The following is a 24,602-nucleotide window of genomic DNA, read 5'->3' as shown; positions in this document are numbered from 1 at the left end:
GTCACACGTCAAGGTGGCTGTCACAGCTGAGGCAACCGACACCCGAGGTGCAGGCATGAGCAGTGGTGCAGACCCGGCGCGAGGCCCGGGCGGCGGCTGGACCAGGCGCCGCTTCGTCGGGGTGCTTGCGGGAGCCGTCGCGGTGACGACGGTCCCGGCACCGGCCACGCCCCGGGCGGACCGCGCAGTCGCCTCCACGACACCGACAACGCCTACAGCTCCCACAACCGGCTCCTCCCCGTCCCCCGCCCACCGCTCCGGACCACGCCCGCTCTTCCTCGGCACGTACACCTCGGTCGACGGCGGCGGCACCGGCATCGGCCTCGCCGGCTACGACCCCACGACGGGCGGGATCACCGCCGCCGGCACCATCACGGGCGTCGGCGACCCGTCGTATCTCGCGCTGCATCCGGACGGCCGCACGCTGTACGCCGTCGACGAGCGGGAGGAGGGCGGTGTGACGGCCGTAGGGCTGCCGAAGAACAAGGTGCTCGGCACGCGCGGCACCGGAGGCGCGGCCCCCTGCCATCTGTCCGTGCATCCGAGCGGGCGCTGGCTGCTGAGCGCGAACTACGGCTCGGGCAGCGTGGCCGTGCACCCCATCGACGCCTCGGGCGCGCTCGGCGAGCGCACTGATCTCGTCACGCACTCCAGCCCCGCGCCCGGCCCGGGCCAACAGGGCCCGCATGCCCACCAGTTCATCACCAGCCCCGACGCCGGCCATGTGCTCGCCGTCGACCTGGGCACCGACACCGTCTACAGCTACCGCCTCGACCAGTCCAAGGGCACGCTCACGGAGGTCTCCCAGGCGCATACGCGGCCGGGCGCCGGCCCGCGCCATCTCACGTTCCACCCCGGCGGCCGCTACGCCTACCTCGCCAACGAGGTCGACAACACCGTGGCCGTCTGCGCCTACGACCCGGCGACCGGGCGGCTCACTCCGGGCCCGGCGCAGTCCACGGGCACGGGTGCGGGCACGAGTTACCCGGCACAGATCCTGGTGACGTCGAACGGGTCGTACGCCTATCTCGCCAACCGCGGGCACAACAGCCTGACGCGCTACGCGATCGAGGCGGACGGCGCCCGCCTGAGGCTCCTGGACACCGTGCCGGTGGGCGGCGACTTCCCGCGCCACATCGCGTTCTCCCCGGACGGGCGGCTGCTGTTCGCCGCCAACCAGAAGTCGAGCACGGTCAGCGTCTTCCATGTCGACGGCAAGAGCGGCGAACTCCTGCTAGCGGGCGAGCCGTTCGCCTCACCCGTCGCCGTCTGTGCGCTGCCGCTGTAGGGCACGGGGGCAGGCGGTGGAGCCGGCCTGCGTGAGCAGGACGTGCATGCGTTCCGTGAGCTCGGCGACATCGTCGGCTGGTGAGTGGAAGGGCAGTCGTACGTCGCCGTTGCCGCGCGCCCGCTCGATGCGCAGGGTGAGGCCGTGGCGGTCTACGGCGAGGGGCTGGACGCGCACCGCGCCGTGCAGGCTGTCCGGTTCGACGAGGCGGGTGAGCCGCTCGACCGCGTCGGGGTGGGCATCGGCGAGGTGGGTCAGCAGTGTGGCCTCGGCCGTCGCGAGCGGGTCGGGCCGGGCGTCGGCGAACTCGTCGAGGTCGAGCACGACCGTCCCGGACGGTTGGCGCAGCACCGCACGCGTCGGCCGGAACGCCAGGTGCCCGTCCTCGGGGACGAACCAGCCGGCGAGCCACAGCCGGGCGCGAATCCGGTTGCGCAGCGGAACGGGCGCGACGTCGGCGAACTCGAGGACGGCGGACGGCTCGCCGCGCGGTGCGCAGATCGCCGTCGCGAGCAGCACGCTGTCCTCCGGCACGTGCAGGAGCACCCGGCCGTCCGCGGCGACGGTGTGCGCGCCGACGAACTCCTCCCGGCCGCCCTCGGCGGTCACCGCGCAGGACCATGCCGCGGCGAGCACCGAGCGGGCACGTTCCGCCGCGGCGGGCGCGGCCGTCCAGGTGTGACGGTCACCCATCAGATTCCTCCTTAGGTAAGGCTTGCCTAACCTATCGAAGATCCGGGTGTACGCCAACCAGGCCTCGCCACCCTGTGAGCACCCTGTTCAGCCTGCGGCCCCGCCGAGCGGGAGTCGGCTCAGGGTGCGATCGCGCCCAGCAGCGCTCGCGCGCACAGATCGCGCACCTGCTCCCGGGTCAGCTCCGCCCCTCTGAGCCACTCCAGACACACGGCCGTGGTGAAGGCCAGCCATCCCCGGACGGCTATGCGGAGTTCGGGGCGGTCCTCCGGCGCCCAGCCGAGTTCGGGGTCCGCGGCGAGCGCCTCCAGGATCTGCCGCTCCTGTGCGGCCAGCGCCTGCTGATAGACCTTGCGCACGGCCTGGTCGCCCGCCGCGTCGGCGCGGTGGAAGGCGCGGAAGCCGTGCGCATGCTCCTCGACGTATCCGAGGAAGGTGTCGAGGCCCGCGCCGAGCTGCCGGCGGACCGGGATTCCGGGCACGGCCGCGGTCATCCGCAGCATCCGCTTGCTCTCACGCTCGACGACGGCCGCGAAGAAGTCCCGTTTCGTCGGGAAGTAGTGGTACAGCAGCCCGCGCGAGACTCCGGCGATCTCGGCGACCTGTTCGATCCACACGTCGTCGTACGGGCTCTCCGAGAACAGGCAGGCCCCGACCGACAGCAACTGCTCCCGGCGCTCCTCGGTGCTGAGCCGCCGACGCGGGCGCTCCCCCTGTTTCCCGGCCATGCCCGCACTTTACTTGACGTGGGTTCAACAACGGGACGAGACTGAAATCCGTTATTGAACCCACGTACAACAGATTCGAACTGCCGCAGGCACGAAGGAGATGGCGTCATGGCGGAGACGACGGGGGCCGCACTGCCCAAGGGGTTCCGCAGCGCGGAGCTGGGCTGGCCGGAGCTGCACCGCATTCCGCATCCACCGCGCCGTGTCCCGCTGCTGGGCGATGTGCTCGGCGTCAATGTCCGTTCGCCGCTCCAGGACTCGATGCGCTTCGGCCGCCTGCTCGGGCCGATCTTCCGGCGCAAGATCTTCGGCAAGGAGATCGTCTTCGTCTGGGGCGCGGATCTCGCGGCCGAGCTGGCGGACGAGACGCGGTTCGCGAAGCATGTGGGCCTGGGGGTCGCCAATCTCCGCCCGGTGGCCGGGGACGGCCTGTTCACGGCGTACAACCACGAGCCCAACTGGCAGCTGGCGCACGACGTCCTGGCCCCCGGCTTCAGCCGTGAGGCGATGGAGGGCTACCACCCGATGATGCTGGCCGTGACCGAGCGGCTGACGGACCGCTGGGACCGGGAGCAGGCGGCGGGGCGCAGCGTGGACGTACCCGGCGACATGACGAAGCTGACGCTGGAGACGATCGCCCGGACCGGCTTCGGTCATGACTTCGGTTCCTTCGAGCGCTCCCGGCCGCATCCCTTCGTGGACGCGATGGTGGGCACCCTTACGTACGCGCAGCGCCTCAATGCCGTGCCCGCGCCGATGGCTCCGCTGCTCATGCGCGGCGCCTCCCGTCGCAACGAGGCGGACATGGCGTATCTCAATCGCACGGTCGATGCGGTGGTGAAGGACCGTCAATCCTCAAGCGGGGAGGGGGACTTGCTCGACCGGATGCTGGAGACCGCCCACCCGGAGACCGGGGAACGGCTGGCGCCGCAGAACATCCGCCGCCAGGTCATCACCTTCCTGATCGCCGGCCACGAGACCACGTCCGGTGCACTCTCCTTCGCCCTGCACTACCTCTCCCGGCACCCGGACGTCGCCGCGCGCGCCCGGGCCGAGGTCGACCGCGTCTGGGGCGACACGGACCGGCCCGGCTACGACCAGGTCGCCAAGCTGCGCTATGTCCGCCGGGTCCTCGACGAGTCGCTGCGCCTGTGGCCGACGGCGCCGGCCTTCGCGCGCGAGGCCCGGCAGGACACGGTGCTGGGCGGCGTCCATCCCATGCGGCAGGGCGCGTGGGCACTGGTCCTGACGGCGATGCTGCACCGCGATCCGGACGTGTGGGGCGCCGACGCCGAGAAGTTCGACCCGGACCGCTTCGACGCGAAGGCGGTGCGGGCCCGGCCCGGGCACACCTTCAAGCCGTTCGGCACCGGGGCGCGGGCCTGTATCGGCCGCCAGTTCGCGCTGCACGAGGCGACCCTGGTCCTCGGCCTGCTGCTGCGCCGCTACGAACTGCGGGCCGACCCGGACTACCGGCTGCGGGTGGCCGAGCGGCTGACGCTGATGCCGGAGGGGCTGCGCCTGCACCTCGAACGCCGCGCGCCCGCACCGGACTCAGTGCCGGCCCGCCCAGTGGCCCGGGCGGGTGACTGACTCCGGCAGCCTGGTGCCGGCGCTCCCCCGGGCCGCGTTCAGCTGGGGCTGGGTCAGGAAGAACGCGCCGGTCAGATCGGCGTCCGTGAGGTCGGTGTCGCGCAGGTCGGCACCGATCAGGTCCGCGCCGCGCAGATCGGCGCCGGTCAGATCGGCGGCGATGAGGTAGGCGCCGCGCAGGTTGGCGCCGCGCAGGTCGGCTCCCTTGAGACGGGCGCCCATGAGGTCGGCGCCGCGGCGGTCCTTGGGACGGGCCTTCCTTCCGCGGCCGGCGCCCGCGCGCACGAGTTCGCTGGTCCGCAGCAGCAGCACATTGACCTCCTGCCGGTGCGCGGCCACGTCCAACTCCGCGAGTTCCTCGGGGGTTTGGCGGGTGAGCCGCTCGGTCTTGTCGAGCGCGCGGCGGACATCGGCGTGCACCGGGCGGGCGGCGGAAAGCGTGAGCGCCTCGTTCAGGTACCAGAGCAGTTCGTGGAGCTGGCGTACGACCGGGAACACGTCGAACATCTGCCGGGCGTGCTCTCGCGAGCCCGAGCGCCAGTCCTCACCGCCGAAGGTGGCCTGCGACACCTTCTGCCCGGCGCCGAAGCAGTCGTACACCGTGCAGCCCGTGAAGCCCTTCTGGCGCAGTTGTGTGTGGATGCCGCACCGGAAGTCGGTCGCCAGGTTCGGACAGGGCTTCCCGGCGTCCTTGTCGATCGCGAAGTCCGCCGAGCGGGCGAAGGGCAGGGCGACACAGCACAGCCCGAAGCACGATCCGCAGTCGGCGCGCAGATCGAGGAGCCGGTCCTGGACTGTTCCGCTGTCTTCTTGCATGGCCCCAGCGTACTGAGCCGGGAGGGGCGGTCTGAACTGGACCGATGGCACATGGTCTGGACCATTACTGCATCGGTCGGTAGCCTCTCCGCCATGCCTGGGCGAGTGGATTTCGCCCCCTCCGCCCCTACCCGTCCCGTCCCTGGGGGCTGCGCCCCCAGACCCCCGCTCAAAAGAGGGGGAGAAATATAGGTGGAAAAGGAGCTGGGGGGGGGGGAAAGAAAAAGAAGAGAAAAAAAAAATTATATGGGGGGGGTATATTTTTAAAATAGGGAAAGAGAGAAAGATAAAATAGGGACAAAATAATATTATATAAGGGGGGGGAAAAAGGGAATATATTATTTAGGATAAGAATTAATATACTGGAGGAAATTGGGGGGGGGGGTTGGGTATATTTATGTTGGTAAAAAAGATATTGTTTGCCCAGACCCCCGCTCAAAAGATTGCGCAGTTCCCCGCGCCCCTAAAGGGGCGCGGGGAACTGCGCGACAAGCCCCCACACACCCGCAGCCGAAAGGCTGGTCGGGACGGGTAGGGGCGGAGGGGGCGAAAAACCCCACACCCGCCAGGCACGCACTCGCCCCGCCCCACCGATCGATCCCGAGGTGACGGAACGATGGACATCCAGGGCCACACAGCCCCCGGTTTCGAGGCGGTCGCGGAGGTCTTCGGCCGCAACTTCAAGGAGCACGAGGAGGCGGGCGCAGCCTTCGCCGCGTACCGGGACGGAGAACCGGTCGTCGACCTGTGGGGCGGCACAGCCGACCCGGACAGCGGCCGCCCCTGGCGCGTGGACACCCTGCAGCTCGTCTTCTCCGGCGCCAAGGGCCTCACCGCCGCCTGCGTACTCCTCCTCGTCGAGCGCGGCCAACTGGACCTCGACACCCCGGCCGCCCGCTACTGGCCGGAGTTCGCCGCGGCGGGCAAGGCCGGGATCACGGTCGCCGAGATCATGTCGCACCAGGCGCGCCTGCCGGGCGTCCAAGTCCCGTTCGACAACGAGGAGTTCCTCGACCCAGTACACATGGCCGGGCTGCTCGCCTCGCAGGCGCCCGCGGACGATCCGCGCGCCGCGTTCGTGTATCACGCGCAGACCTACGGCTGGCTGGCGGGCGAGTTGATACGCCGCGTCGACGGGCGGAGCGCCGGGGCCTTCTTCGCCGACGAGTTCGCGGAGCCGCTCGGTCTGGACGTGTGGCTCGGGCTGCCGGACGAGGAGCATCACCGGGTCGCCACCACGCTCGCGGGTCCGGGCGTCCTCGTACCGCCTCCGGGCGACGATCCGCTGCGCGTCCTGACCCGCAATCCCCTCGCCGCGGCGGACGCGCCCGCCCTGTGGAACAGCGCCGCGTTCCGCCGGTCCGAAGTCCCCGCCGTGGGCGCCCATGTGACGGCCCGTTCGATGGCGCGCTTCTACGCCTGCCTCGCCCGGGGCGGCGAACTGGACGGCGTCCGCGTCCTGGAGGAGGCGACCGTACAACTCGGACGGCGCGAACTGCGGCGCGGCACCGAGCCGTTGTGGAACAGCCCGATGGCGTACGCGGCGGGCTTCGAGCTGCAGACAGAGCTGGGCCTCTTCGGCCCGGCGCCCGACGCCTTCGGGCACGCCGGGGCGTGGGGATCACGGCACGGCGCCTGGCCCGGCAGCCGGGTCGGGTTCTCGTACGCGATGAACCGCACGAGCGCCGTGTGGCCGGACCGGCGGCCCCTGGATCTGCTGGCGGCGCTCCACGACGCCGTGCGCCGTTGAATCCCGCCTCATGCCTGGAGGTTTGGAGGCACACCGGGTATCGAGGCCGCCATGGACGACACACTGCTCTCCGGGCTCCCCGTGCCTCCCCCGCTGGGCGCGAGCGCGCTCCCGGCCGGGACGTACGACGGCTCGCTCGTACTGATCACCGGCGGCGGCACCGGACTCGGCAAGGCGATCGGGGCGGAGTTCGCCCGGCTGGGGGCCGATCTGGTGATCGTCAGTCGCCGCGAGGAGCATCTGGCCCCCGCACAGGAGGAGTTGGCGAAGCTGGGCACGCGAGTGACCACAGCCGTGTGCGACATACGGGACCCGGAGCGGATCGCCGAGGTGTTCGACGCGTGCGCACTGCCCGACGTGCTGGTCAACAACGCGGCGGCGAACTTCCCCGTCCCCGCCGAGGACATGTCCCCGAACGCCTGGCGGGCGGTCGTCGACATCACGCTCACCGGGACGTTCCTGATGACCCGCGAGTTCGGCCGGCGTCATCTCGCCGCGGGCACACCGGGTTCGATCATCGACGTCGGCGCGTCGTACGCCTGGACGGGCGGCCCCGGTTTCGCGCACAGCGCGGCGGCCAAGGCGGGGGTGCAGAACCTCGTCCGGACGCTGGCCGTGGAGTGGGGGCCGTACGGCATCCAGGTCAACGGTCTTGTGCCGGGGCTGATGCCGCACGAGGACATGACCGACGACATTCGGGGCCGGCTGGACCGGGCCGACGCCCACGACGCGCGCCAGCCCGCCCTCCGGGTCGGCGCGCCGCGCGAACTCGGCTGGGCCGCCACCTTTCTGGCGTCCCCCTACGCCCGTTTCATCACCGGCCACACGCTGGTGGTGGACGGTGCGAACTGGCAGCGCAGGGGGCTCGTCAGCCAGCCGGTGGTGGCGGTGCGGGACCAGCTGGGGCGGGGGCCCTTCACCGGCTGAAGGTCAGTCGCCCAGCTCCCCGAGGTCGAGCCGCGCGAGCCGCTCGGGGTCGGCCAGGATGTGCATTGCGACGATCTTCCCGTCGGCGACGGTGACGCCCATGACCGACATCGGCTGTCCGTCGACGGTCGCGACGACGCCCACCTCACCGTTGACCAGCACGAGCCGCGAGGACGCCGCGAACCGCGCGAAGGTGAGCGCCTGTTGAGCGACGGCCGCCGCGCCACGGACCACCTTGGAGGCGGCCGCTCCGCCCACGAGCGGGCCCGAGTCGGCGCGCAGCACGACGTCGGCGTCGAGGACGGAGACGAGGGCCTCGAAGTCTCCGCCGCGCGAGGCCGCAAGAAAGGCGTCGAGGACCTTCTTCTGCCGGGTGACGTCGCGCTCGGGCTCCGCAGCGGCTCCCTGCACCCGGCGCCGGGCCCGGCTGGCGAGCTGGCGGGTCGCGGCGGAGGAACGGCCGACGACGGGCGCGATGTCGTCGAAGGGCACCGCGAACATGTCGTGCAGGACGAACGCGAGCCGCTCGGCGGGCTCCAGCGTCTCCAGCACCACGAGGAGGGCGAGCCCGACCGAGTCGGCCAGCAGCACCTCCTGCTCGGGGTCGATCCGCGCCAAAGGGCTGACGACCGGGTCGGGGACGAAGGCGTCCATGGGCTCCTCGCGGCGCGACGCGCGCGAGCGCAGCATGTCCAGGCACACCCGGCCGACCACGGTGGTCAGCCAGCCCCCGAGGTTTCTGACCTCGTCGGCGTCGGTGCGGCTGAGCTTCAGCCAGGCCTCCTGGACGGCGTCGTCCGCCTCGGTGAGCGAGCCGAGCATCCGGTAGGCCACCGCTCTCAAGTGGCCGCGGTGCTCTTCGAACCGGTCCGCGAGGAGTTCGCTGTCGTGCATCGGTGCCCCATCCTCCGTAGTGCAGAACAGTGCCCGATCAAAACATGCCGATCACTTCCCCTCGAAGCGAGGCAGGCGGCGGGCGCCCTTCGCCCCGTATCCCTCGCGCGAGTCGTCCGAGGTCAGGCTGAGTGCCGCCGACATCGCCGTACGGTCGAGGGCCGCGGCGAGTCCGGCGTCCGCGAACCCGTCGATGTCGCGTTTGATCCCCTGGACCGCGAGGGGCGCGTTGGCCGCGATCTCGGCGGCGACCGCGCGGGCCGCCGTGTCCAATTCGTCGGGTGCGACCAGAAGTTGGACGAGGTGGAGGCGCTCGGCAGTGACGGCGTCCAGGCGGCGCCCCGTCAGCGCGAGCAGCTTCGCCCATCCCGCGCCCGCCTCGCGCGCGATCCGCAGATCACCGCCCGCGTCGACCGCGACCCCCAGCTGGGCCTCCGGCAGCGCGAACACCGAGTCGTCGGACGCGATCCGGACGTCCGCCATCAGCGCGAGCTCGAATCCGAAGCCCAGGCAGTACCCCTGTACCGCCGCGACAACGGGCTGCGGCAGCCGTGCGAAGGCCGCGAACCGTTCGTGCGCCCAGCGGATGCCCTCGTAGTAGTGGCGGGCGCGCTCCGCCCCGGATCGGCCGGTGATCGCGCCGCCCGGCGCCGTGACGTCGATCCCCGCGCAGAAGGCCCGCCCCTCGGCCCGCAGCAGGACCACCCGGATCGACTCGTCGAAGCGGATCCGGCCGGCGAACAGGCCGAGTTGACGCGTGGACTCCCAGCTCCACGCGTTGAGCTTCGCCGGGCGGCAGAGGGTGAGGACACCGATGCCGTCCTCGACGTCGAGGCGCAGCCGCTCCTCACCCTCCGGGATGTCCGTCCGCGTGGTGTCGATCATCCGTGCCCCCCAAGGATTCTGACGGCTCGTCAGAATCCTAGAGGCCCCTCGGAGATCTCAGACCTCGTTGCGCGTCAACGCCAGCAACCGGTCCAGCACGCGCGGCCCGCCGGCCCGTACCCCGTCGTGCTCGAACTCGTCCGTCACCCAGGTGCGCAGGCCCCGGATGGCGCGCGCGGTGCGCAGGGAGTGCTCGGCGTCGACGTACATGTCGTCGTGGTAGACCGCCGCGGCGACCGGCACCTCGTTGGCGGCGAGGCGGGCGGGATCGTACAGCGGCCGCCAGTCGCTCCGGGCGGCCAGTTCCTCGGCGGTCTCGCGCAGGGGGCGCAGCGCCGGGTCGGTCTCGAACGTCCAGGGGTGCACGGACTCGCCGGTGAACAGCAGCGGTCCGTCGTCCGCGAGGGCCTTGGCCGCGTCGAACTGCGGGAACTCGGCGCGTACCCGCTCGGCGGACCAGGCGGTGGGGCGGTCGCCCTGGGCGTAGCAGGCCTCGTGGACGAGGGCGTACAGGGGGTGGCCCGCGTACGAGAGGAGGCCCTGTACGTCCTCCTGGAAGGCGTCGGAGAGGGCCGGGCCCTGCGGGGTGCGGACGAAGGCCTCCTCGAGGAGGTAGTGCAGCCGGTGGCTGCCCTCGCTGCCGCCGAGGACGATGCCGAGCGACTGGAAGGCCTCGACGGTCAGGCGGTAGCCGCCGTTGAGGACCGGCTCGTGCTGCAGGAGGTACTCCGCGATCTGGCGGGCCCGCTCGACGTCCTGCGGATAGCGCGCGTAGTGCGCGGCGACCTTGCGCTCGATACGGGGATACGCCGCCCGGTAGACGTCGTCCGCATGCCCGTCGAGCGAGGGCAGCCCACCGGTGATGACGGCGGCCCGCAGCCCCTCCGGCGCGGTGGACAGGTAGTGCACCGCGCAGAAGCCGCCGAAGCTCTGGCCGAGTACGGTCCAGGGGGCGCCGCCGGTGAGCCGGGGGCGGATGGCCTCGCAGTCGCGGACGATGGCGTCGGCGCGGAAGTGCGCGAGGTACTCGGCCTGTTCGCGCGGGCCGCCGCGCAGCGGAAGGGTCTGCCGGTTGGCGGGCGTGGAGTGGCCGGTGCCGCGCTGGTCGAGGAGCAGCACCCGGAACTCCTTCAGCGCACGGCCGAGCCAGGCCTGTTTGCCGACGAAGCGGTTGGCGCCGAAGCCGGGGCCGCCTTGGAGGTAGACCAGCCAGGGGAGGTCCTGCTGTGCTTTGTCGGCCCTGTCGCTCGCGACGACCTCGCGGGCGAAGAGCTCGATGCTCTCCCCCGCCGGGTCGTCGTGGTCGAGGGGCACGGTGAAGCGGTGGTCGGTGAGGACGACACCGGGCTGGCGGTAGCTGACGGTCAACAGGGCTCCCGAGACGAACGGATTCCAGGCTGCGTCCCAGTTGAGCACATGTTCCTCAGGCCGCGGCGCCCGGGATCAAGAAAATCTACTGAACAGCGGCTCAGCCCTCCGGTCGACAGGAACTGAACAAGCGCTCAGCGCGCCGACAGACTCGAGCGACGCACCACCAATTCCGGCTGGAGCACGACCCGCCGGTGTTCGTGCGGCGCCGGCGCGGTCTCCGTCTCGATCTCCTCCAGGAGCAGTTCGGCGGCGAGGGCGCCCATGGTCACGGCCGGCTGGCGTACGGAGGTGAGCGGGACGGCCGCGGCGGCCGCGAACTCGATGTCGTCGTAGCCCACGATCGCCAGGTCGTCGGGCACGCCGACCCCCGCCGCGTACATGGCCTGCAGGACGCCGAGCGCGAGCAGGTCGTTGGCGCAGAAAACGGCGGTGGGGCGCTCGGCGAGGCCAAGCAGCCGGGCGCCGGCGTCGCGCCCTGCGGCCACATCCAGGCGCTCGGTGGGCAGCTCGCGCAGGCTGTCCGGGCCGAGTCCGGCCTCGGCCAGGGCGTTCAGCGCGCCCGTGCGGCGGTCCCTGACCTGGTTCAGTCCGGGCGGCCCGCTGACGTACGCGATGGAACGGTGACCGGCGTCCACGAGGTGCCGTACGGCCAGCGCGCCACCCGCCACGTCGTCGACGGAGACCGAACACTCCGTGGTGCCCTCGGCGACGCGGTCGACCAGCACGAAGGGAATGCCGTTGCGGCGGAACGCCTCGATGTTGCGTCCGCTCGCGTCGGTGGGCGTCAGCAGTACCCCGCGCACCCGCTGCTCGGCGAAGAGCGACAGATAGTCGGCCTCCTCGCTCGAGCTCTGCGCGCTGTTGCAGACCATCACGCCGAGCCCGGCGTCCCGCGCGGCGCGCTCGGCGCCGCGCGCCACGTCCACGAAGAACGGGTTGCCCATGTCGAGGACGAGCAGGCCCATGATCCGGCTGCGCCCCGCCCGCAGCTGACGCGCCGATTCGCTGCGCACGTAGCCGAGCCGGTCGATCGCGGACAGCACGCGGGCCCGGGTCTCGGAGGCGACCGAGTCAGGGCGGTTGATCACGTTCGACACCGTGCCGACGGAGACTCCGGCGGCACGGGCGACGTCCTTGATACCCACCGACTGGGCCATCAGGCGGGAACCTCCAGGGGAACGAGAAGCGGCGGGCAGGCCATCACATTACCCGCGTGCCCGCCGGTAACGACGCTCACGAGGGCAGCCGGAAGTCGACGACATGGAGCGGCGAGGGCGTCGTACCGCTGGACTTCTCCTGGTACATGAACGACAGGATTCCATCCTGCGAGACCCGCGTCTCATCGATCACGACCTCGCCGAAAGCGTTCAGACCGCTGCCGTCGTACAGGAGCGTCCAGTCGGTGTATCCGGAGGCCTTCGAGGCGCCGGCGATCCGGCCGAACGGCATGATCGCGTAGGCGTTGTCGTACTTGTCGAGCACCAGCTTGGTGCGCTGGCTGGAATTCAGGGCGATCGGGATCTCGGTCTTCGTCCAGGTGCCCGAGGAGTTCTTGCGGAGGTGGAAGGCGCGGCCGTTGTTCGTCCGGTCGGTGACGTAGTTGGTGGTGCACTGGCCGAAGCGGCCGGGCACATAGCTGATGATCGCGTGCGGCAGGCCGGTGGAGTCGGTGGACTGGCTCTCCTGGTTCATGAGGGAGTGGTCCGGGTTGAGGGAGTCGACGACGAGTCCCGCGTCGGTGACGGCGACCGTGTCGGAGCTTCCGGTGGTGCCGACGAGGGTGCCCGCGTCGTTGCGCCAGGTGCGGCCGCGGTCGGTGGAGTAGACGTAGCCCGTGTCGTGGTTGGTGATGCCGCCGCTGTTGCACATCACGGCGCCGTTCTGCTCGCGCCAGGTGAAGAAGGAGTGCAGTCGGCCGCCCGCGTCGTAGTCGATGCCGTGCAGATACATGTTGCGGGCGGTGCTGGAGCCGTGCGCGCTGGTGTACGTCCCGGTGGAGCTCGACCACTCGCCGAGCGCGGTCCAGGCCGAACCGTCGTACTCCGCCAGGGCGTTGCGGCCGTTTCCGGAGATGCCGACGCGATAGCTGAGCTGGAGTTTGCCTTCCGGGGTCGAGATGAACTGCGGATAGGTGAACTGCGTCGTGAGCGCGAGCCCGTCGAGGCTCGTCTGTACGGCACCGAAGACCGCAGAAGTCCACGCGGGGGCGTTGTCGAGCAGCCCGGCCACGGACTTCACGTAGAAGAAGCCGTCGCTGTGCGAGTCCATGTTGAGGTGCAGCCGGCCGTCGGTCCTGGACACGCCCATCGAGATCACGTTGTGCGAGTCGGAGCTCTTGAGCTGGTGGGCGAGGGTGACCGTGGACCAGCTGGACGCGCCGAGCGCCCGGCGGGCGACGACAGCGCTGCGGTCCGTGGTGTACCAGGCCGCGTACTGGTAGCCCTTGTAGGTCAACAGCCCGTTCTTCTGGAACGAGTTGTTGTTGACCAGGCCGTCGTAGGAGACGAAGAACAGGGCCTGGGCGTCGAGTCGAGTGGTGCCGGTCGGCGTGACGGAGGGGCCGGGGTCGGCCGCCCGCGCCGTACCGGCGCTCAGACCGGGGCCGGCCACCGCGCCCAGCAGCGCCGTCGCGAGCAGTGTGCGTCGTCTCATCGTGCGGAGCTCCTGGTCAGGCTAGGTGGAACACTTCGGTGAGAGGCTTCATGGCCTCGTCGGGTCTGGCGCCGTCCAGCGACTCGAAGAACGGCGCCATCTCCGCCTGCCAACGCGCATTGATGTCGGTGGCCTCCATGCCGGCCTGTGCGGCCGCGAAGTCCTCGGTCTCCAAGTAGCCGACCAGCAGGCCGTCCTCGCGCAGGAAGAGCGAGTAGTTGTGCCAGCCGGTGGCCGAGAGCGCTTCGAGCATCTCGGGCCACACGGCGGCGTGCCGCTCGCGGTACTCGTCGAGCCGGTCCTCGCGGACCTTGAGCAGGAAACAGACGCGCTGCATGAAGTACCGCTCCGAACTAGAAGTTGAACTGGTCGATGTTCTTCGCGTTGAAGACGGTCGGCTTGCCCAGGCTGATCACGCCGTCCTTGCCGATCGTGAAGGAGCCCATGTCACCGGCCTTGAAGGTCTCGCCCTCCTTGCCGGTGATCTGCCCGGACGACAGCGCCACGGCGGTACGCGCGGCCAGCTCGCCGAGCTTCGCCGGGTCCCACAGCTCGAAAGCCTCGACCGTGCCGTTCTTGACGTACTTGCGCATGTCGTTGGGGGTGCCGAGGCCGGTCAGCTTGACCTTGCCCTTGTACTTCGAGCCGGACAGGTACTGGGCCGCCGCCTTGATGCCGACGGTGGTCGGGGAGATGATCCCCTTGAGGTTCGGGTGCTCCTGGAGCAGGCCCTGGGTCTGCTGGAAGGACTGCTGGGCGTCGTCGTTGCCGTAGGCGACCTTGACCAGCTTGACGTCCTTGTACTTGGGGTCCTTCAGCTCGTCCTTCATGAAGTCGATCCAGGTGTTCTGGTTCGTCGCGGTCTGCGCCGCGGACAGGATCGCGATCTCGCCCTTGTAACCGATCTGTTCGGCGAGCAGCTGCACCTCGGTGCGGCCCAGGTCCTCGGCACTGGCCTGCGAGACGAAGGCGTTGCGGCAGTCGGTCTTGGTGTCGGAGTCGTAGGTGACGACCTTGATCTTGTTCGTCATCGCCTGCTTGAGCGCGGTGCACAGGGCGCCCGGGTCCTGCGCGGAGACGGCCATCGCGTCGACCTGCTGCTGGGTCAGCGTGTTGACGTAGCTGACCTGGCCGGAGGTGTCGGTGGCGCTGCTCGGGCCGACCTCCTTGTACTTGGAGCCCAGCTCCGTCAGGGCCTTCTCGCCGCCCTTGTCGGCGGAGGTGAAGTACGGGTTGTTGACCTGCTTGGGCAGGAAGCCGACGGTCAGGCCCTTCTTGGTGGCGGCGTTGGGGTCGGCCTTGCCGGCCGAGGCGGCCGAACCGCTGTCCTCCTTGACATCGTTCTTGGTGGTGCCGCCGCAGGCGGTGGCCGCCAGGGCGAACGAGGTGACTGCGGCGAGGGCCGCGCAGCTGCGGCGGATGGATGACTTGCGCATGGCGTACGTCCTTTACGAGGGTGAGCGAGCGGTTACGAGGTCGGAGTGGGCGCCTTCGGCAGCGGCGCCGAGGCGGCTCTGCGCCCAGCCCTCGCGACGGAGATCTGCCGTGCCACCCGGGGGCCGAGCACGGACAGGACGAGCAGGACGCCGGTGACGACGATCTGCGACTGGGCGGAGACATCCTGGAGGCTCATCACGTTCTGCAGCGCGCCGAGCAGGAAGACTCCCGCGACCGCGCCGCCGAGCGTGCCCTTGCCGCCGTCGAAGTCGATGCCGCCGAGCAACACGGCCGCGACGACGGAGAGTTCGAGACCGGTGGCGTTGTCGTAGCGGGCGCTGGCGTAGTGCAGCGCCCAGAAGATGCCGGTGAGGGAGGCCATGAATCCTGTCGCGGTGAACAGGATCAGCTTGTGCCGCTTGACGCGGATGCCCGCGAACCGGGCCGCCTCCTCGCTGGCTCCGACCGCGAAGAGCGAGCGGCCGAACGGCGTGGCGTGCAGCACGACCACGGCGATCGCGAGGAGCACCAGGAAGGGCAGGAACGCCTGCGGGAGGAAGGTGTTCCCGATGCGTCCGGCCGCGAAGTCCAGGTACTGCGTGGGGAAGTCGGTCACCGCGTCCGAGCCGAGCACGATCTGCGCGATGCCCCGGTAGGCGGCGAGGGTGCCGATGGTGACGGCGAGGGACGGCAGCCCGAGCCGGGTCACCAACAGGCCGTTGATCAGCCCGCACACCACGCCCAGGAGCAGGCACAGCGGGATGATCACCTCGATCGTCATGCCCTGGTTCCACAGGGCGCCCATCACCGCGCCGGAAAGGCCGGCCGTGGAGGCGACGGACAGGTCGATCTCCCCGGCCACCACGAGCAGGGTCATCGGCAGGGCGATCAGTGCGATCGGCAGGGTGTTGCCGAGCAGGAACGACAGGTTGAGGGCGTTGCCGAAGCCGTCCACGGTCCCGAAGGACAGCAGCAGGACGACGATGAGGAGGGCGCCGACGACCGTGTCCCAGCGGACGGCGCGCGCGAGAGCGGAGTCAGCCATGGCGGGCGTTCCTCTTCTTCAGGGCGGAGGCCACGCGCAGCGCCACGATCCGGTCGACCGCGATGGCGAGGATGAGCAGGATGCCGTTGATGGCGAGCACCCAGACAGAGCTGACGCCGAGGGCCGGCAGCACGCTGTTGATGGAGGTGAGGAGCAGCGCGCCGAGAGCGGCTCCGTAGACGCTGCCGGAGCCGCCGGTGAAGACGACACCGCCGACCACGACCGCGCTGACGACGGTGAGTTCGTAGCCGTTGCCGGTGCCGGAGTCCACGTTGCCGAACCGGGCGAGGTACAGCGCGCCCGCCAGACCCGCGAGGGCTCCGCAGAAGGTGTACGCGGTCAGGATCCGCTTGCGGACGGGGATGCCCGCGAGCCGCGCGGCCTCCGGGTTGGAGCCGAGTGCGTACAGCTCGCGTCCGCTGCCGAAGTGCTTGAGGTAGTACGCCGTCGCGACCAGCACGGCCAGCGCGATCATCGCCAGCCACGGCACGGCCGAGAGACCGCCGGAACCGAAGTCGATGAATCCGTCCGGCAGGCCGGCCGCGGTGATCTGCCGGGACCCGACCCAGATCGAGTCGATGCCGCGGATGATGTAGAGCGTGCCGAGGGTGACGACGAGCGCGGGCACCTGACCGAGGCTCACGAGCAGCCCGTTCACCAGTCCGCAGCCGATGCCGAGCAGCACGGCCAGGACCACCGCGACGACGGAGTTCCCGCCGCCCTGCAGATAGGTACCGGCGGCGAAGGCGCTGATGCCCAGCGTCGAACCGACCGACAGGTCGACGTTCCGGCTGATCACGACCAGCGACTGACCGGTGGCGACCAGCACCAGGATGGTCGCGTTCAGCAGCAGGTCCTTGATGCCCTGCTCGGACAGGAACTGGCTGTTGCCCATCTGGGTGATGGCGATCATCACCAGGAAGACGAGCAGGATGGCGAGTTCGCGCATCTTGAAGACGCGGTCCACCAGCCGGGTGCCGCTCGACTTGGGCACCTCGGCGGCGGGGGCGGGGTTGGGTGCGGTCACCGTCATGCGGCTGCCCTCCCCGTGGCTGCGGCCATCACGACTTCCTCGGTGGCATCGGTGCGTGGGATCTCGGCGGTGAGCCGGCCCTCGTGCATCACCAGCACGCGGTCGGCCATGCCGAGGATCTCGGGCAGGTCGGAGGAGATCATCAGGACGGCCACGCCGTCGGCGGCCAACTCACTGAGCAGCCGGTGCACTTCGGCCTTCGTTCCGACGTCGATGCCGCGGGTCGGCTCGTCGACGATCAGCACCTTCGGGCCGGTGGCGAGCCACTTGGCGAGGACGACCTTCTGCTGGTTGCCACCGGACAGGGTCGACACGGTGTCGGCGATCCGCGCGTACTTCACCTGGAGCTTGACCGCCCAGTCGAGCGAGCGGCTGCGTTCGGCACCGCGGTCCATCAGGCCCGCCTTGACCGTCGTCCGCAGCCCGGTGAGCCCGATGTTGCGCTCGATGGACATGTCCATCACCAGGCCCTGGGCGCGCCGGTCCTCGGGTACGAGGGCGAGCCCGGCGGCCATGGCCGTGGAGGGCGCTCCGTTCGTCAGTTTCCTGCCGTCGACCTCCACCTCACCGGCGTCCCAGCGGTCGACGCCGAAGACGGCCCGGGCGACCTCGGTGCGCCCGGCTCCGACGAGCCCGGCGAGACCGACGATCTCGCCGCGTCGCACGTCGAACGACACATCGGTGAAGATGCCCTCGCGGGTCAGGCGGCGCACACTCAGCGCGACCTCGCCCGCCTCGACGTCCTGCTTGGGGTAGAGCTCGTCGAGATCGCGGCCGACCATCCGGCGTACGAGGTCGTCCTCGGTCATGCCGTCGATCGGTTCGCTGGAGATCAGGGCTCCGTCCCGCAGGGTCGTGACCCGCCGGCAGATCTGGAAGATCTCCTCCAGCCGGTGCGAGATGAACAGCACCGCCGAGCCCTGCTCACGCAGGGTGCGCACGACGCCGAAGAGGCGGGCCACCTCGCTGCCGGTGAGGGCGGCGGTCGGCTCGTCCATGATCAGGACGCGGGCGTCGAAGGAGAGCGCCTTGGCGATCTCGACGATCTGCTGGTCTGCGATGGACAGGCCGCGCGCCGGGCGGTCGGGGTCGAGTTCCACGCCGAGGCGCTTCATCAGGGCGGCGGTCGCCGCGTGGGTGGCCTTGTGGTCGATACGGCCGAGGGCCCGCCGAGGCTGGCGGCCCATGAAGATGTTCTCGGCGATCGACAGGTCGGGGAAGAGCGTGGGCTCCTGGTAGATCACCGCGATGCCCGCGTCGCGGGCGTCGGCGGGACCGTGGAAGACGGTGGGTTCGCCGTCCAGCAGCACCTGACCGGCGTCCGGTCGGTGCACGCCGGCGAGCGTCTTGATGAGGGTCGACTTGCCCGCGCCGTTCTCTCCGGCGAGCGCGTGCACTTCGCCGGGGAACAGTTCCAGGGACACGTCCCGCAGGGCTCGTACGGCGCCGAAGGACTTCGAGATGTCCTTGAGCGCCAGCACGGGGGCCGGACCCGCGTCGGACTGGTGGGTCATTAGGGGCTCCTCAACGACGCGGGCGGGTCGGCCTCACGACGTCGTGAAAGGTTTCAACTAGGTTGCCGGGACGTTAGGCAGGTAGCGCAGGTCACGTCAATGGGTACGGGTCGAAATTTTCGATAGCCAAAGGTCACAACCGAGTCACGGAGAGCGGTATTTGCGTGAGGGCTTGACAGCCCTACGGAGGGCTCATAGCTTCGGCCTGCTGAATCGTTTCAGACTGAACTCTTCAAGAAGTCCTTTTCAGACCCGAAGTCGTAGGAGCCCCGAAGTGACCGAGCTCGCCGCGGTGAAGGCCGCCCTCAAGACCCAGGCCGTCGAGACGCCGTCATGGGCGTACGGGAATTCGGGGACCCGATTCAAGGTGTTCGCGCAGCCCGGAGTGCCGCGCGATCCGTTCGAGAAGCTGGACGACGCCGCGAAGGTGCACGAGTTCACCGGGGCCGCGCCGACCGTCGCGCTGCACATCCCCTGGGACAAGGTCGACGACTACGCGGCCCTGGCCAAGTACGCCGAGGAGCGCGGCCTGAAGCTGGGCGCGATCAACTCCAACACCTTCCAGGACGACGACTACAAGCTCGGCAGCATCTGCCATCCGGACGCCGCGGTGCGCCGCAAGGCTCTTGATCACTTGCTCGAGTGCGTCGACATCATGGACGCGACGGGTTCGAAGGACCTGAAGCTGTGGTTCGCCGATGGCACGAACTATCCCGGTCAGGACGACATCCGTGAGCGCCAGGACCGCCTCGCGGAGGCTCTGGCCGCGGTGTACGAGCGGCTCGGTGACGACCAGCGGATGCTCCTGGAGTACAAGTTCTTCGAGCCCGCCTTCTACGCGACCGACGTGCCGGACTGGGGTACGGCGTACGCGCACTGCCTCAAGCTCGGCGAGAAGGCGCAGGTCGTCGTCGACACCGGCCACCACGCGCCGGGCACCAACATCGAGTTCATCGTCGCCACGCTGCTGCGCGAGCGGAAGCTCGGCGGATTCGACTTCAACTCGCGCTTCTACGCCGACGACGACCTGATGGTGGGCGCCGCCGACCCCTTCCAGCTGTTCCGGATCATGTACGAGGTGATCCGGGGCGGCGGCTTCACGCCGGACGTGGCGTTCATGCTCGACCAGTGCCACAACATCGAGGCGAAGATCCCGGCGATCATTCGTTCGGTCATGAACGTCCAGGAGGCCACCGCCAAGGCTCTCCTCGTCGATCGTGCCGCGCTCGCCGAGGCTCAGCGCAGCGGGGATGTGCTTGCCGCGAACGCCGTGGTCATGGATGCGTACAACACCGACGTACGGCCGCTGCTCGGCGAGGTTCGTGAGGAGCTGGGGCTTGATCCCGATCCGGTCGCCGCGTACCACCGGTCCGGATGGGCGGACCGGATTGCCTCGGAGCGGGTCGGTGGGCAGCAGGCCGGTTGGGGGGCGTGATTGCTGGGCTTCGTCTGCCGCGCGAGGCCGGTCGCAGGCCGCGGGCCGAATTGGGCTGCTCGCGCAGTTCCCCGCGCCCCTTCGGGGCGCTCCTGCTCGGGGCGCTTGAAAGCTCGGCGCGCCTGAACACACGTACACGCTCTTGATCGACTAAGGACTGAGAACACCATGGCACCCCATCCCGAAGCCGCCGCCCTCCTCGCCCGGTCGCGCCGGCTCGGCGCCGATCCGCGGAACACGAACTACGCGGGCGGAAACACGTCCGCGAAGGGCTCCGACACCGATCCCGTGACAGGTGGTGACGTCGAGCTGATGTGGGTCAAGGGCTCGGGCGGTGATCTGGGCACGTTGACCGAGGCCGGTCTGGCCGTTCTGCGGCTAAACCGGCTGCGCGCGCTCGTCGACGTCTACCCGGGCGTCGAGCGCGAGGACGAGATGGTCGCCGCGTTCGACTACTGCCTGCACGGCAAGGGCGGCGCGGCCCCCTCGATCGACACGGCGATGCACGGGCTGGTGGACGCGCCGCACGTCGACCACCTTCACCCCGACTCCGGGATCGCGCTCGCCTGCGCGGCCGACGGGGAGAAGCTGACCGCCGAGTGTTTCGGGGACAGCGTGGTGTGGGTGCCCTGGCGCCGGCCCGGTTTCCAGCTCGGCCTGGACATCGCGGCGGTCAAGGAGTCCAACCCGCAGGCGATCGGCTGCGTCCTCGGCGGGCACGGCATCACCGCCTGGGGCGCCACGGCCGAGGAGTGCGAGCGCAACTCGCTGCACATCATCCGCACCGCCGAGGCCTTCCTCGCCGAGCGCGGGAAGGCGGAGCCGTTCGGGCCGGTCGTCGAGGGGTACGAAGCGCTGTCCGAAGCGGACCGCCGGGAGCGGGCCGCGGCTCTGGCGCCGTACATCCGGGCGATCGCCTCCCAGGACCGCCCGCAGGTCGGACACTTCACCGACACCGACGTCGTCCTGGACTTCCTCGCCCGCGCCGAGCACCCGCGTCTCGCGGCGCTCGGCACCTCCTGCCCGGACCACTTCCTGCGGACGAAGGTCAGGCCGCTCGTCCTCGATCTGCCGCCGGCCACCGGCCTGGACGAGGCGATCGCCCGGCTGAAGGAGCTGCACGCCGAGTACCGCGAGGAGTACGCCGCCTACTACCAGCGGCATGCCCTGCCCGACTCCCCCGCGATGCGCGGCGCGGACCCGGCGATCGTGCTCGTGCCCGGTGTCGGCATGTTCTCCTTCGGCAAGGACAAGCAGACCGCGCGCGTGGCGGGCGAGTTCTACGTCAACGCCATCAACGTGATGCGCGGTGCCGAGGCCGTCTCGACATACGCGCCGATCGAGGAGTCGGAGAAGTTCCGCATCGAGTACTGGGCTCTTGAGGAGGCCAAGCTCCAGCGGATGCCGAAGCCCAAGCCGCTCGCGACGCGGGTCGCGCTGGTGACGGGCGCCGGCAGCGGCATCGGCAAGGCGATCGCCGAGCGACTGGCTGCCGAGGGCGCGTGCGTGGTGGTCGCGGACCTCAATGCGGACGGCGCGGCGGACGTCGCCTCGGCGCTTGGCGGTCCCGACAAGGCCGTGGCCGTCACCGTCGACGTGACGTCCGAGGAGCAGATCGCCGAGGCGTTCAAGGCGGCGCTACTCGCGTTCGGCGGGGTCGACCTGGTGGTCAACAACGCCGGTATCTCCATCTCCAAGCCGCTGCTGGAGACCTCGGTCCGCGACTGGGATCTCCAGCACGACATCATGGCCCGCGGCTCCTTCCTCGTCTCGCGCGAGGCGGCCAGGGTGATGATCGCGCAGGGGCTGGGCGGGGACGTCGTCTACATCGCGTCCAAGAACGCGGTCTTCGCCGGTCCCAACAACATCGCGTACTCCGCGACCAAGGCCGACCAGGCCCACCAAGTGCGCCTGCTGGCCGCCGAGTTGGGCGAGCACGGGATCCGGGTCAACGGCGTCAACCCCGACGGGGTGGTCCGCGGCTCGGGGATCTTCGCGGGCGGCTGGGGCGCGCAGCGGGCGGCGACGTACGGCATCGAGGAGGAGAAGCTGGGCGAGTTCTACGCCCAGCGGACGATCCTGAAGCGGGAGGTGCTGCCCGAGCACGTGGCGAACGCGGTGTTCGCCCTGACGGGTGGAGACTTGACGCACACCACGGGGTTGCACGTCCCGGTCGACGCCGGCGTCGCCGCCGCGTTCCTTCGGTGACGCGGTGACCGCTGTGAAGTCGTACGCCGCGGTCGACCTCGGCGCGTCCAGCGGACGCGTCATGGTCGGCCGCGTCGGCCCCGACACCCTGGAACTCGCCGAGGCGCACCGCTTCCCGAACCGGCCGGTCCGGGTCCCCGAGGGTCTGCGCTGGGACATCCTCGCGCTGTACGCGGGCGTCCTCGACGGTCTGCGCGCGGCCGGGCAGGTCGACTCGGTCGGCATCGACAGCTGGGCCGTGGACTACGGTCTGCTGGACGCGGACGGGACGCTGCTCGGCAACCCGGTGCACTATCGGGACGCGCGTACGGAGGGCGTCGCGGAGAAGGTGTGGGCGACTGTGCCCGCCGCCGAGCTGTACGCGGCGACCGGGCTGCAGTACGCGCCGTTCAACACGCTGTACCAGTTGACGGCGGCCCGCTCGACGCGTCAACTCGCCTCTGCCGAACGGCTGTTGCTCATCCCCGATCTGCTGACGTACTGGCTCACGTGTGAGGCGGGCACCGAGCTCACCAACGCCTCGACCACCCAGTTGATCGACCCGCGCACCCGCGACTGGTCGTACGACGTGGCCGAGCGGCTCGGCATCGACCTGAAGCTGTTCGCGCCGCTGCGCCGTCCCGGCGACCCGGCGGGGCTGCTCCAGCCGCGCGTGCTGGAGGAGACCGGGCTCACCGGCCCGGTCCCGGTGACCACGGTCGGTTCGCACGACACCGCCTCGGCGGTGGCCGCCGTGCCCGCCACCGGGGAACGGTTCGCGTACATCTGCACCGGCACCTGGTCCCTGGCCGGGCTGGAGCTGGACGCGCCCGTGCTCACCGAGGCGAGCCGGGCGGCCAACTTCACCAATGAGCTGGGCCTGGACGGCACGGTCCGCTATCTGCGCAACATCATGGGCCTGTGGCTGCTCCAGGAGTGCGTACGCGAATGGGGGCACCCCGACCTGGGAGATCTCCTGTCTGCCGCCGCCGAGGTGGCGCCACTGCGGTCCGTCGTGGACGCGGGCGACGCCGTGTTCCTGGCGCCGGGCCGGATGCCCGACCGGATCGCCGACGCCTGCCGGGAGTCGGGGCAGCCGGTGCCCGAGTCACCCGCCGAGGTCACACGCTGCATCCTCGACTCCCTCGCGCTCGCCCACCGCCGGGCGATCGGCGCGGCCCAGTCCCTCGCCGACCACCCGGTCGACGTCGTGCACATCGTCGGCGGCGGCACCCGCAACGCCCTGCTGTGCCAGCTGACCGCCGACGCCTGCGGCCTGCCGGTCGTGGCGGGCCCCGCGGAGGCCGCCGCGCTCGGCAACGTCCTCGTCCAGGCCCGGACGCACGGCCTGGTGGGCGACCGTACGTCGATGCGGCGACTCCTCGCTCGCACGCAGCCGTTGAAGCGATACGAGCCTCGGGGTGACACGGCGGCGTGGCGCGCCGCCGAGGACCGGCTCACCCGTGCGTGAGCGAGGACTCCCCTGGCGCGCGCCCGCCGCCTACTCCCCCACTACCCTGAACGCGTGTCAGGGTGTCCCCAGCACTCATCCGATGATCGAGAGCAAGGAGCTGCGATGCGTGTCGCTCTGTTCCTGACCTGTGTCAACGACACGCTGTATCCGGACACCGGCCGCGCCGTGGTGAAACTGCTGACCAGGCTGGGCGTGGACGTCGATTTCCCGATGGGTCAGACGTGTTGCGGGCAAGCCCACTACAACACCGGGTATCGCCATGAGGCCGAGCCGCTCGCCCGGCATTTCTCCGATGTATTCGGGGAGTACGAGGCGATCGTGACGCCGTCCGGATCGTGCGGGGCGATGGTGCGGGAGCTGTATCCGCGGATGGGTGAGCGGGCGCGCGCCGAGGGGCGTGGCGACACGCTGGCCAGGACACTGGCTCCGGTCGTACCGAAGACGTACGAGCTCACCGAGTTCCTGGTGGACGTGCTCGGCGTGACCGATGTCGGCGCGTACTACCCGCACACGGTGACCTACCACCCCACCTGCCACGGCCTGCGCAGCCTCGGCCTGGGCGACCGGCCGCGCCGGCTGCTCCAGGCCGTCAAGGGACTCGAGCTGCGCGAGCTGCCCGGCGCCGACGAGTGCTGCGGCTTCGGCGGCACCTTCGCCGTCAAGAACGCCGATGTCTCCGCGGCGATGGGCGCCGACAAGGTGCGCAACGCCGAGTCGACCGGCGCCGATGTGCTGTGCGCCGCCGACAACTCCTGCCTGATGCACATCGGCGGCACGATGGGCCGCCTCAACACGGGCATGCGGCCGGTCCACATCGCGGAGATCCTGGCGAGCACGGAAGAGGAGCCGCTGACATGAACGCAAGCACAGTGGAGGAGCC

General features: G+C 70.3%; 21 protein-coding genes. 8 read left to right on the top strand and 13 right to left on the bottom strand.

What is annotated here, in order from left to right; genetic code table 11:
* The first annotated feature begins 55 nt into the window (after positions 1 to 55).
* On the top strand, positions 56 to 1,288 hold the full coding sequence (locus tag AB5J53_RS45045) for a lactonase family protein (protein WP_369251347.1): 1,233 nt from the start codon (positions 56 to 58) through the stop codon (positions 1,286 to 1,288).
* Here the strand turns inward: AB5J53_RS45045 and AB5J53_RS45040 are convergent.
* The gene (locus AB5J53_RS45040; protein WP_369251346.1) at positions 1,256 to 1,981 is read right to left on the bottom strand and encodes a DUF2470 domain-containing protein; all 726 of its coding nucleotides are present in this window, start codon (positions 1,979 to 1,981) and stop codon (positions 1,256 to 1,258) included. The genes AB5J53_RS45045 and AB5J53_RS45040 overlap by 33 nt on opposite strands.
* Before the next feature lie 119 nt (positions 1,982 to 2,100).
* Complete coding sequence (locus AB5J53_RS45035) at positions 2,101 to 2,709, bottom strand: TetR/AcrR family transcriptional regulator (RefSeq protein ID WP_369251345.1); 609 nt, start codon at positions 2,707 to 2,709, stop codon at positions 2,101 to 2,103.
* A 108-nt stretch (positions 2,710 to 2,817) separates the two neighbouring features.
* On the opposite strand from AB5J53_RS45035, the gene AB5J53_RS45030 reads away from it, so the two are divergent.
* A complete protein-coding gene (locus AB5J53_RS45030; RefSeq protein WP_369251344.1) occupies positions 2,818 to 4,302 on the top strand; it encodes a cytochrome P450 in 1,485 nt (494 codons plus the stop codon).
* Here AB5J53_RS45030 and AB5J53_RS45025 read toward each other — a convergent pair.
* The gene (locus AB5J53_RS45025; RefSeq protein WP_369251343.1) at positions 4,264 to 5,118 is read right to left on the bottom strand and encodes a pentapeptide repeat-containing protein; all 855 of its coding nucleotides are present in this window, start codon (positions 5,116 to 5,118) and stop codon (positions 4,264 to 4,266) included. The two genes, AB5J53_RS45030 and AB5J53_RS45025, sit on opposite strands and share 39 nt — an antisense overlap.
* Before the next feature lie 616 nt (positions 5,119 to 5,734).
* Here AB5J53_RS45025 and AB5J53_RS45020 point away from each other — a divergent pair.
* Positions 5,735 to 6,868 carry a serine hydrolase domain-containing protein gene (locus AB5J53_RS45020; RefSeq protein WP_369251342.1) on the top strand — a complete coding sequence of 378 codons (1,134 nt, stop codon included), beginning with the start codon at positions 5,735 to 5,737 and terminating at the stop codon, positions 6,866 to 6,868.
* Between the two features lie 51 nt (positions 6,869 to 6,919).
* A complete protein-coding gene (locus AB5J53_RS45015) occupies positions 6,920 to 7,795 on the top strand; it encodes an SDR family oxidoreductase (protein WP_369251341.1) in 876 nt (291 codons plus the stop codon).
* Between the two features lie 3 nt (positions 7,796 to 7,798).
* Here AB5J53_RS45015 and sigJ read toward each other — a convergent pair whose 3' ends face one another.
* The 10 genes from sigJ to AB5J53_RS44965 all read right to left on the bottom strand — a co-directional run bounded on the left by sigJ (position 7,799) and on the right by AB5J53_RS44965 (position 18,626).
* Positions 7,799 to 8,689: an RNA polymerase sigma factor SigJ gene (gene sigJ / locus AB5J53_RS45010; RefSeq protein WP_369251340.1), complete on the bottom strand. Its 891-nt coding sequence runs from the start codon at positions 8,687 to 8,689 to the stop codon at positions 7,799 to 7,801.
* Positions 8,690 to 8,740: 51 nt separating this feature from the next.
* Positions 8,741 to 9,574, bottom strand: coding sequence for an enoyl-CoA hydratase/isomerase family protein (locus AB5J53_RS45005; RefSeq protein ID WP_369251339.1), 834 nt, complete (start codon positions 9,572 to 9,574; stop codon positions 8,741 to 8,743).
* A gap of 57 nt (positions 9,575 to 9,631) precedes the next feature.
* Positions 9,632 to 10,942, bottom strand: a complete 1,311-nt coding sequence (locus tag AB5J53_RS45000; protein ID WP_369251338.1) for an alpha/beta fold hydrolase — start codon at positions 10,940 to 10,942, stop codon at positions 9,632 to 9,634.
* Positions 10,943 to 11,076: 134 nt separating this feature from the next.
* Positions 11,077 to 12,102: a LacI family DNA-binding transcriptional regulator gene (locus AB5J53_RS44995; RefSeq protein ID WP_369251337.1), complete on the bottom strand. Its 1,026-nt coding sequence runs from the start codon at positions 12,100 to 12,102 to the stop codon at positions 11,077 to 11,079.
* Between the two features lie 76 nt (positions 12,103 to 12,178).
* The gene (locus AB5J53_RS44990) at positions 12,179 to 13,597 is read right to left on the bottom strand and encodes a BNR repeat-containing protein (RefSeq protein WP_369251336.1); all 1,419 of its coding nucleotides are present in this window, start codon (positions 13,595 to 13,597) and stop codon (positions 12,179 to 12,181) included.
* 16 nt (positions 13,598 to 13,613) lie between these two features.
* Positions 13,614 to 13,934: an L-rhamnose mutarotase gene (locus AB5J53_RS44985; protein WP_369251335.1), complete on the bottom strand. Its 321-nt coding sequence runs from the start codon at positions 13,932 to 13,934 to the stop codon at positions 13,614 to 13,616.
* Positions 13,935 to 13,950: 16 nt separating this feature from the next.
* Entirely contained in the window at positions 13,951 to 15,033 is a 1,083-nt protein-coding gene (gene rhaS / locus AB5J53_RS44980) for a rhamnose ABC transporter substrate-binding protein (protein ID WP_369251334.1), read from the bottom strand.
* A gap of 32 nt (positions 15,034 to 15,065) precedes the next feature.
* Positions 15,066 to 16,079: an ABC transporter permease gene (locus AB5J53_RS44975; RefSeq protein WP_369251333.1), complete on the bottom strand. Its 1,014-nt coding sequence runs from the start codon at positions 16,077 to 16,079 to the stop codon at positions 15,066 to 15,068.
* Positions 16,072 to 17,112, bottom strand: a complete 1,041-nt coding sequence (locus AB5J53_RS44970) for an ABC transporter permease (RefSeq protein WP_369251332.1) — start codon at positions 17,110 to 17,112, stop codon at positions 16,072 to 16,074. The genes AB5J53_RS44975 and AB5J53_RS44970 overlap by 8 nt, the downstream gene beginning before the upstream one ends.
* Positions 17,109 to 18,626, bottom strand: a complete 1,518-nt coding sequence (locus AB5J53_RS44965) for a sugar ABC transporter ATP-binding protein (RefSeq protein WP_369251331.1) — start codon at positions 18,624 to 18,626, stop codon at positions 17,109 to 17,111. Before AB5J53_RS44965 ends, AB5J53_RS44970 begins: the two co-directional genes overlap by 4 nt.
* Positions 18,627 to 18,900: 274 nt before the next feature.
* Here AB5J53_RS44965 and rhaI point away from each other — a divergent pair, with 274 nt between their 5' ends.
* From rhaI to AB5J53_RS44945, 4 genes are all read left to right on the top strand, one after another.
* Positions 18,901 to 20,061 (top strand): L-rhamnose isomerase, encoded by a 1,161-nt coding sequence (gene rhaI / locus AB5J53_RS44960; RefSeq protein WP_369251330.1) that lies wholly within the window; start codon positions 18,901 to 18,903, stop codon positions 20,059 to 20,061.
* A 168-nt stretch (positions 20,062 to 20,229) separates the two neighbouring features.
* On the top strand, positions 20,230 to 22,269 hold the full coding sequence (locus AB5J53_RS44955) for a bifunctional aldolase/short-chain dehydrogenase (RefSeq protein ID WP_369251329.1): 2,040 nt from the start codon (positions 20,230 to 20,232) through the stop codon (positions 22,267 to 22,269).
* Between the two features lie 13 nt (positions 22,270 to 22,282).
* Positions 22,283 to 23,719, top strand: a complete 1,437-nt coding sequence (locus AB5J53_RS44950; RefSeq protein ID WP_369252869.1) for a rhamnulokinase family protein — start codon at positions 22,283 to 22,285, stop codon at positions 23,717 to 23,719.
* 105 nt (positions 23,720 to 23,824) lie between these two features.
* Complete coding sequence (locus AB5J53_RS44945; RefSeq protein WP_369251328.1) at positions 23,825 to 24,580, top strand: (Fe-S)-binding protein; 756 nt, start codon at positions 23,825 to 23,827, stop codon at positions 24,578 to 24,580.
* Positions 24,581 to 24,602 lie beyond the last annotated feature (22 nt).

The sequence above is a fragment of the Streptomyces sp. R41 genome (assembly GCF_041053055.1).
Classification (GTDB): Bacteria; Actinomycetota; Actinomycetes; order Streptomycetales; family Streptomycetaceae; genus Streptomyces.
This window is presented reverse-complemented; position numbering and strand designations above follow the sequence as displayed.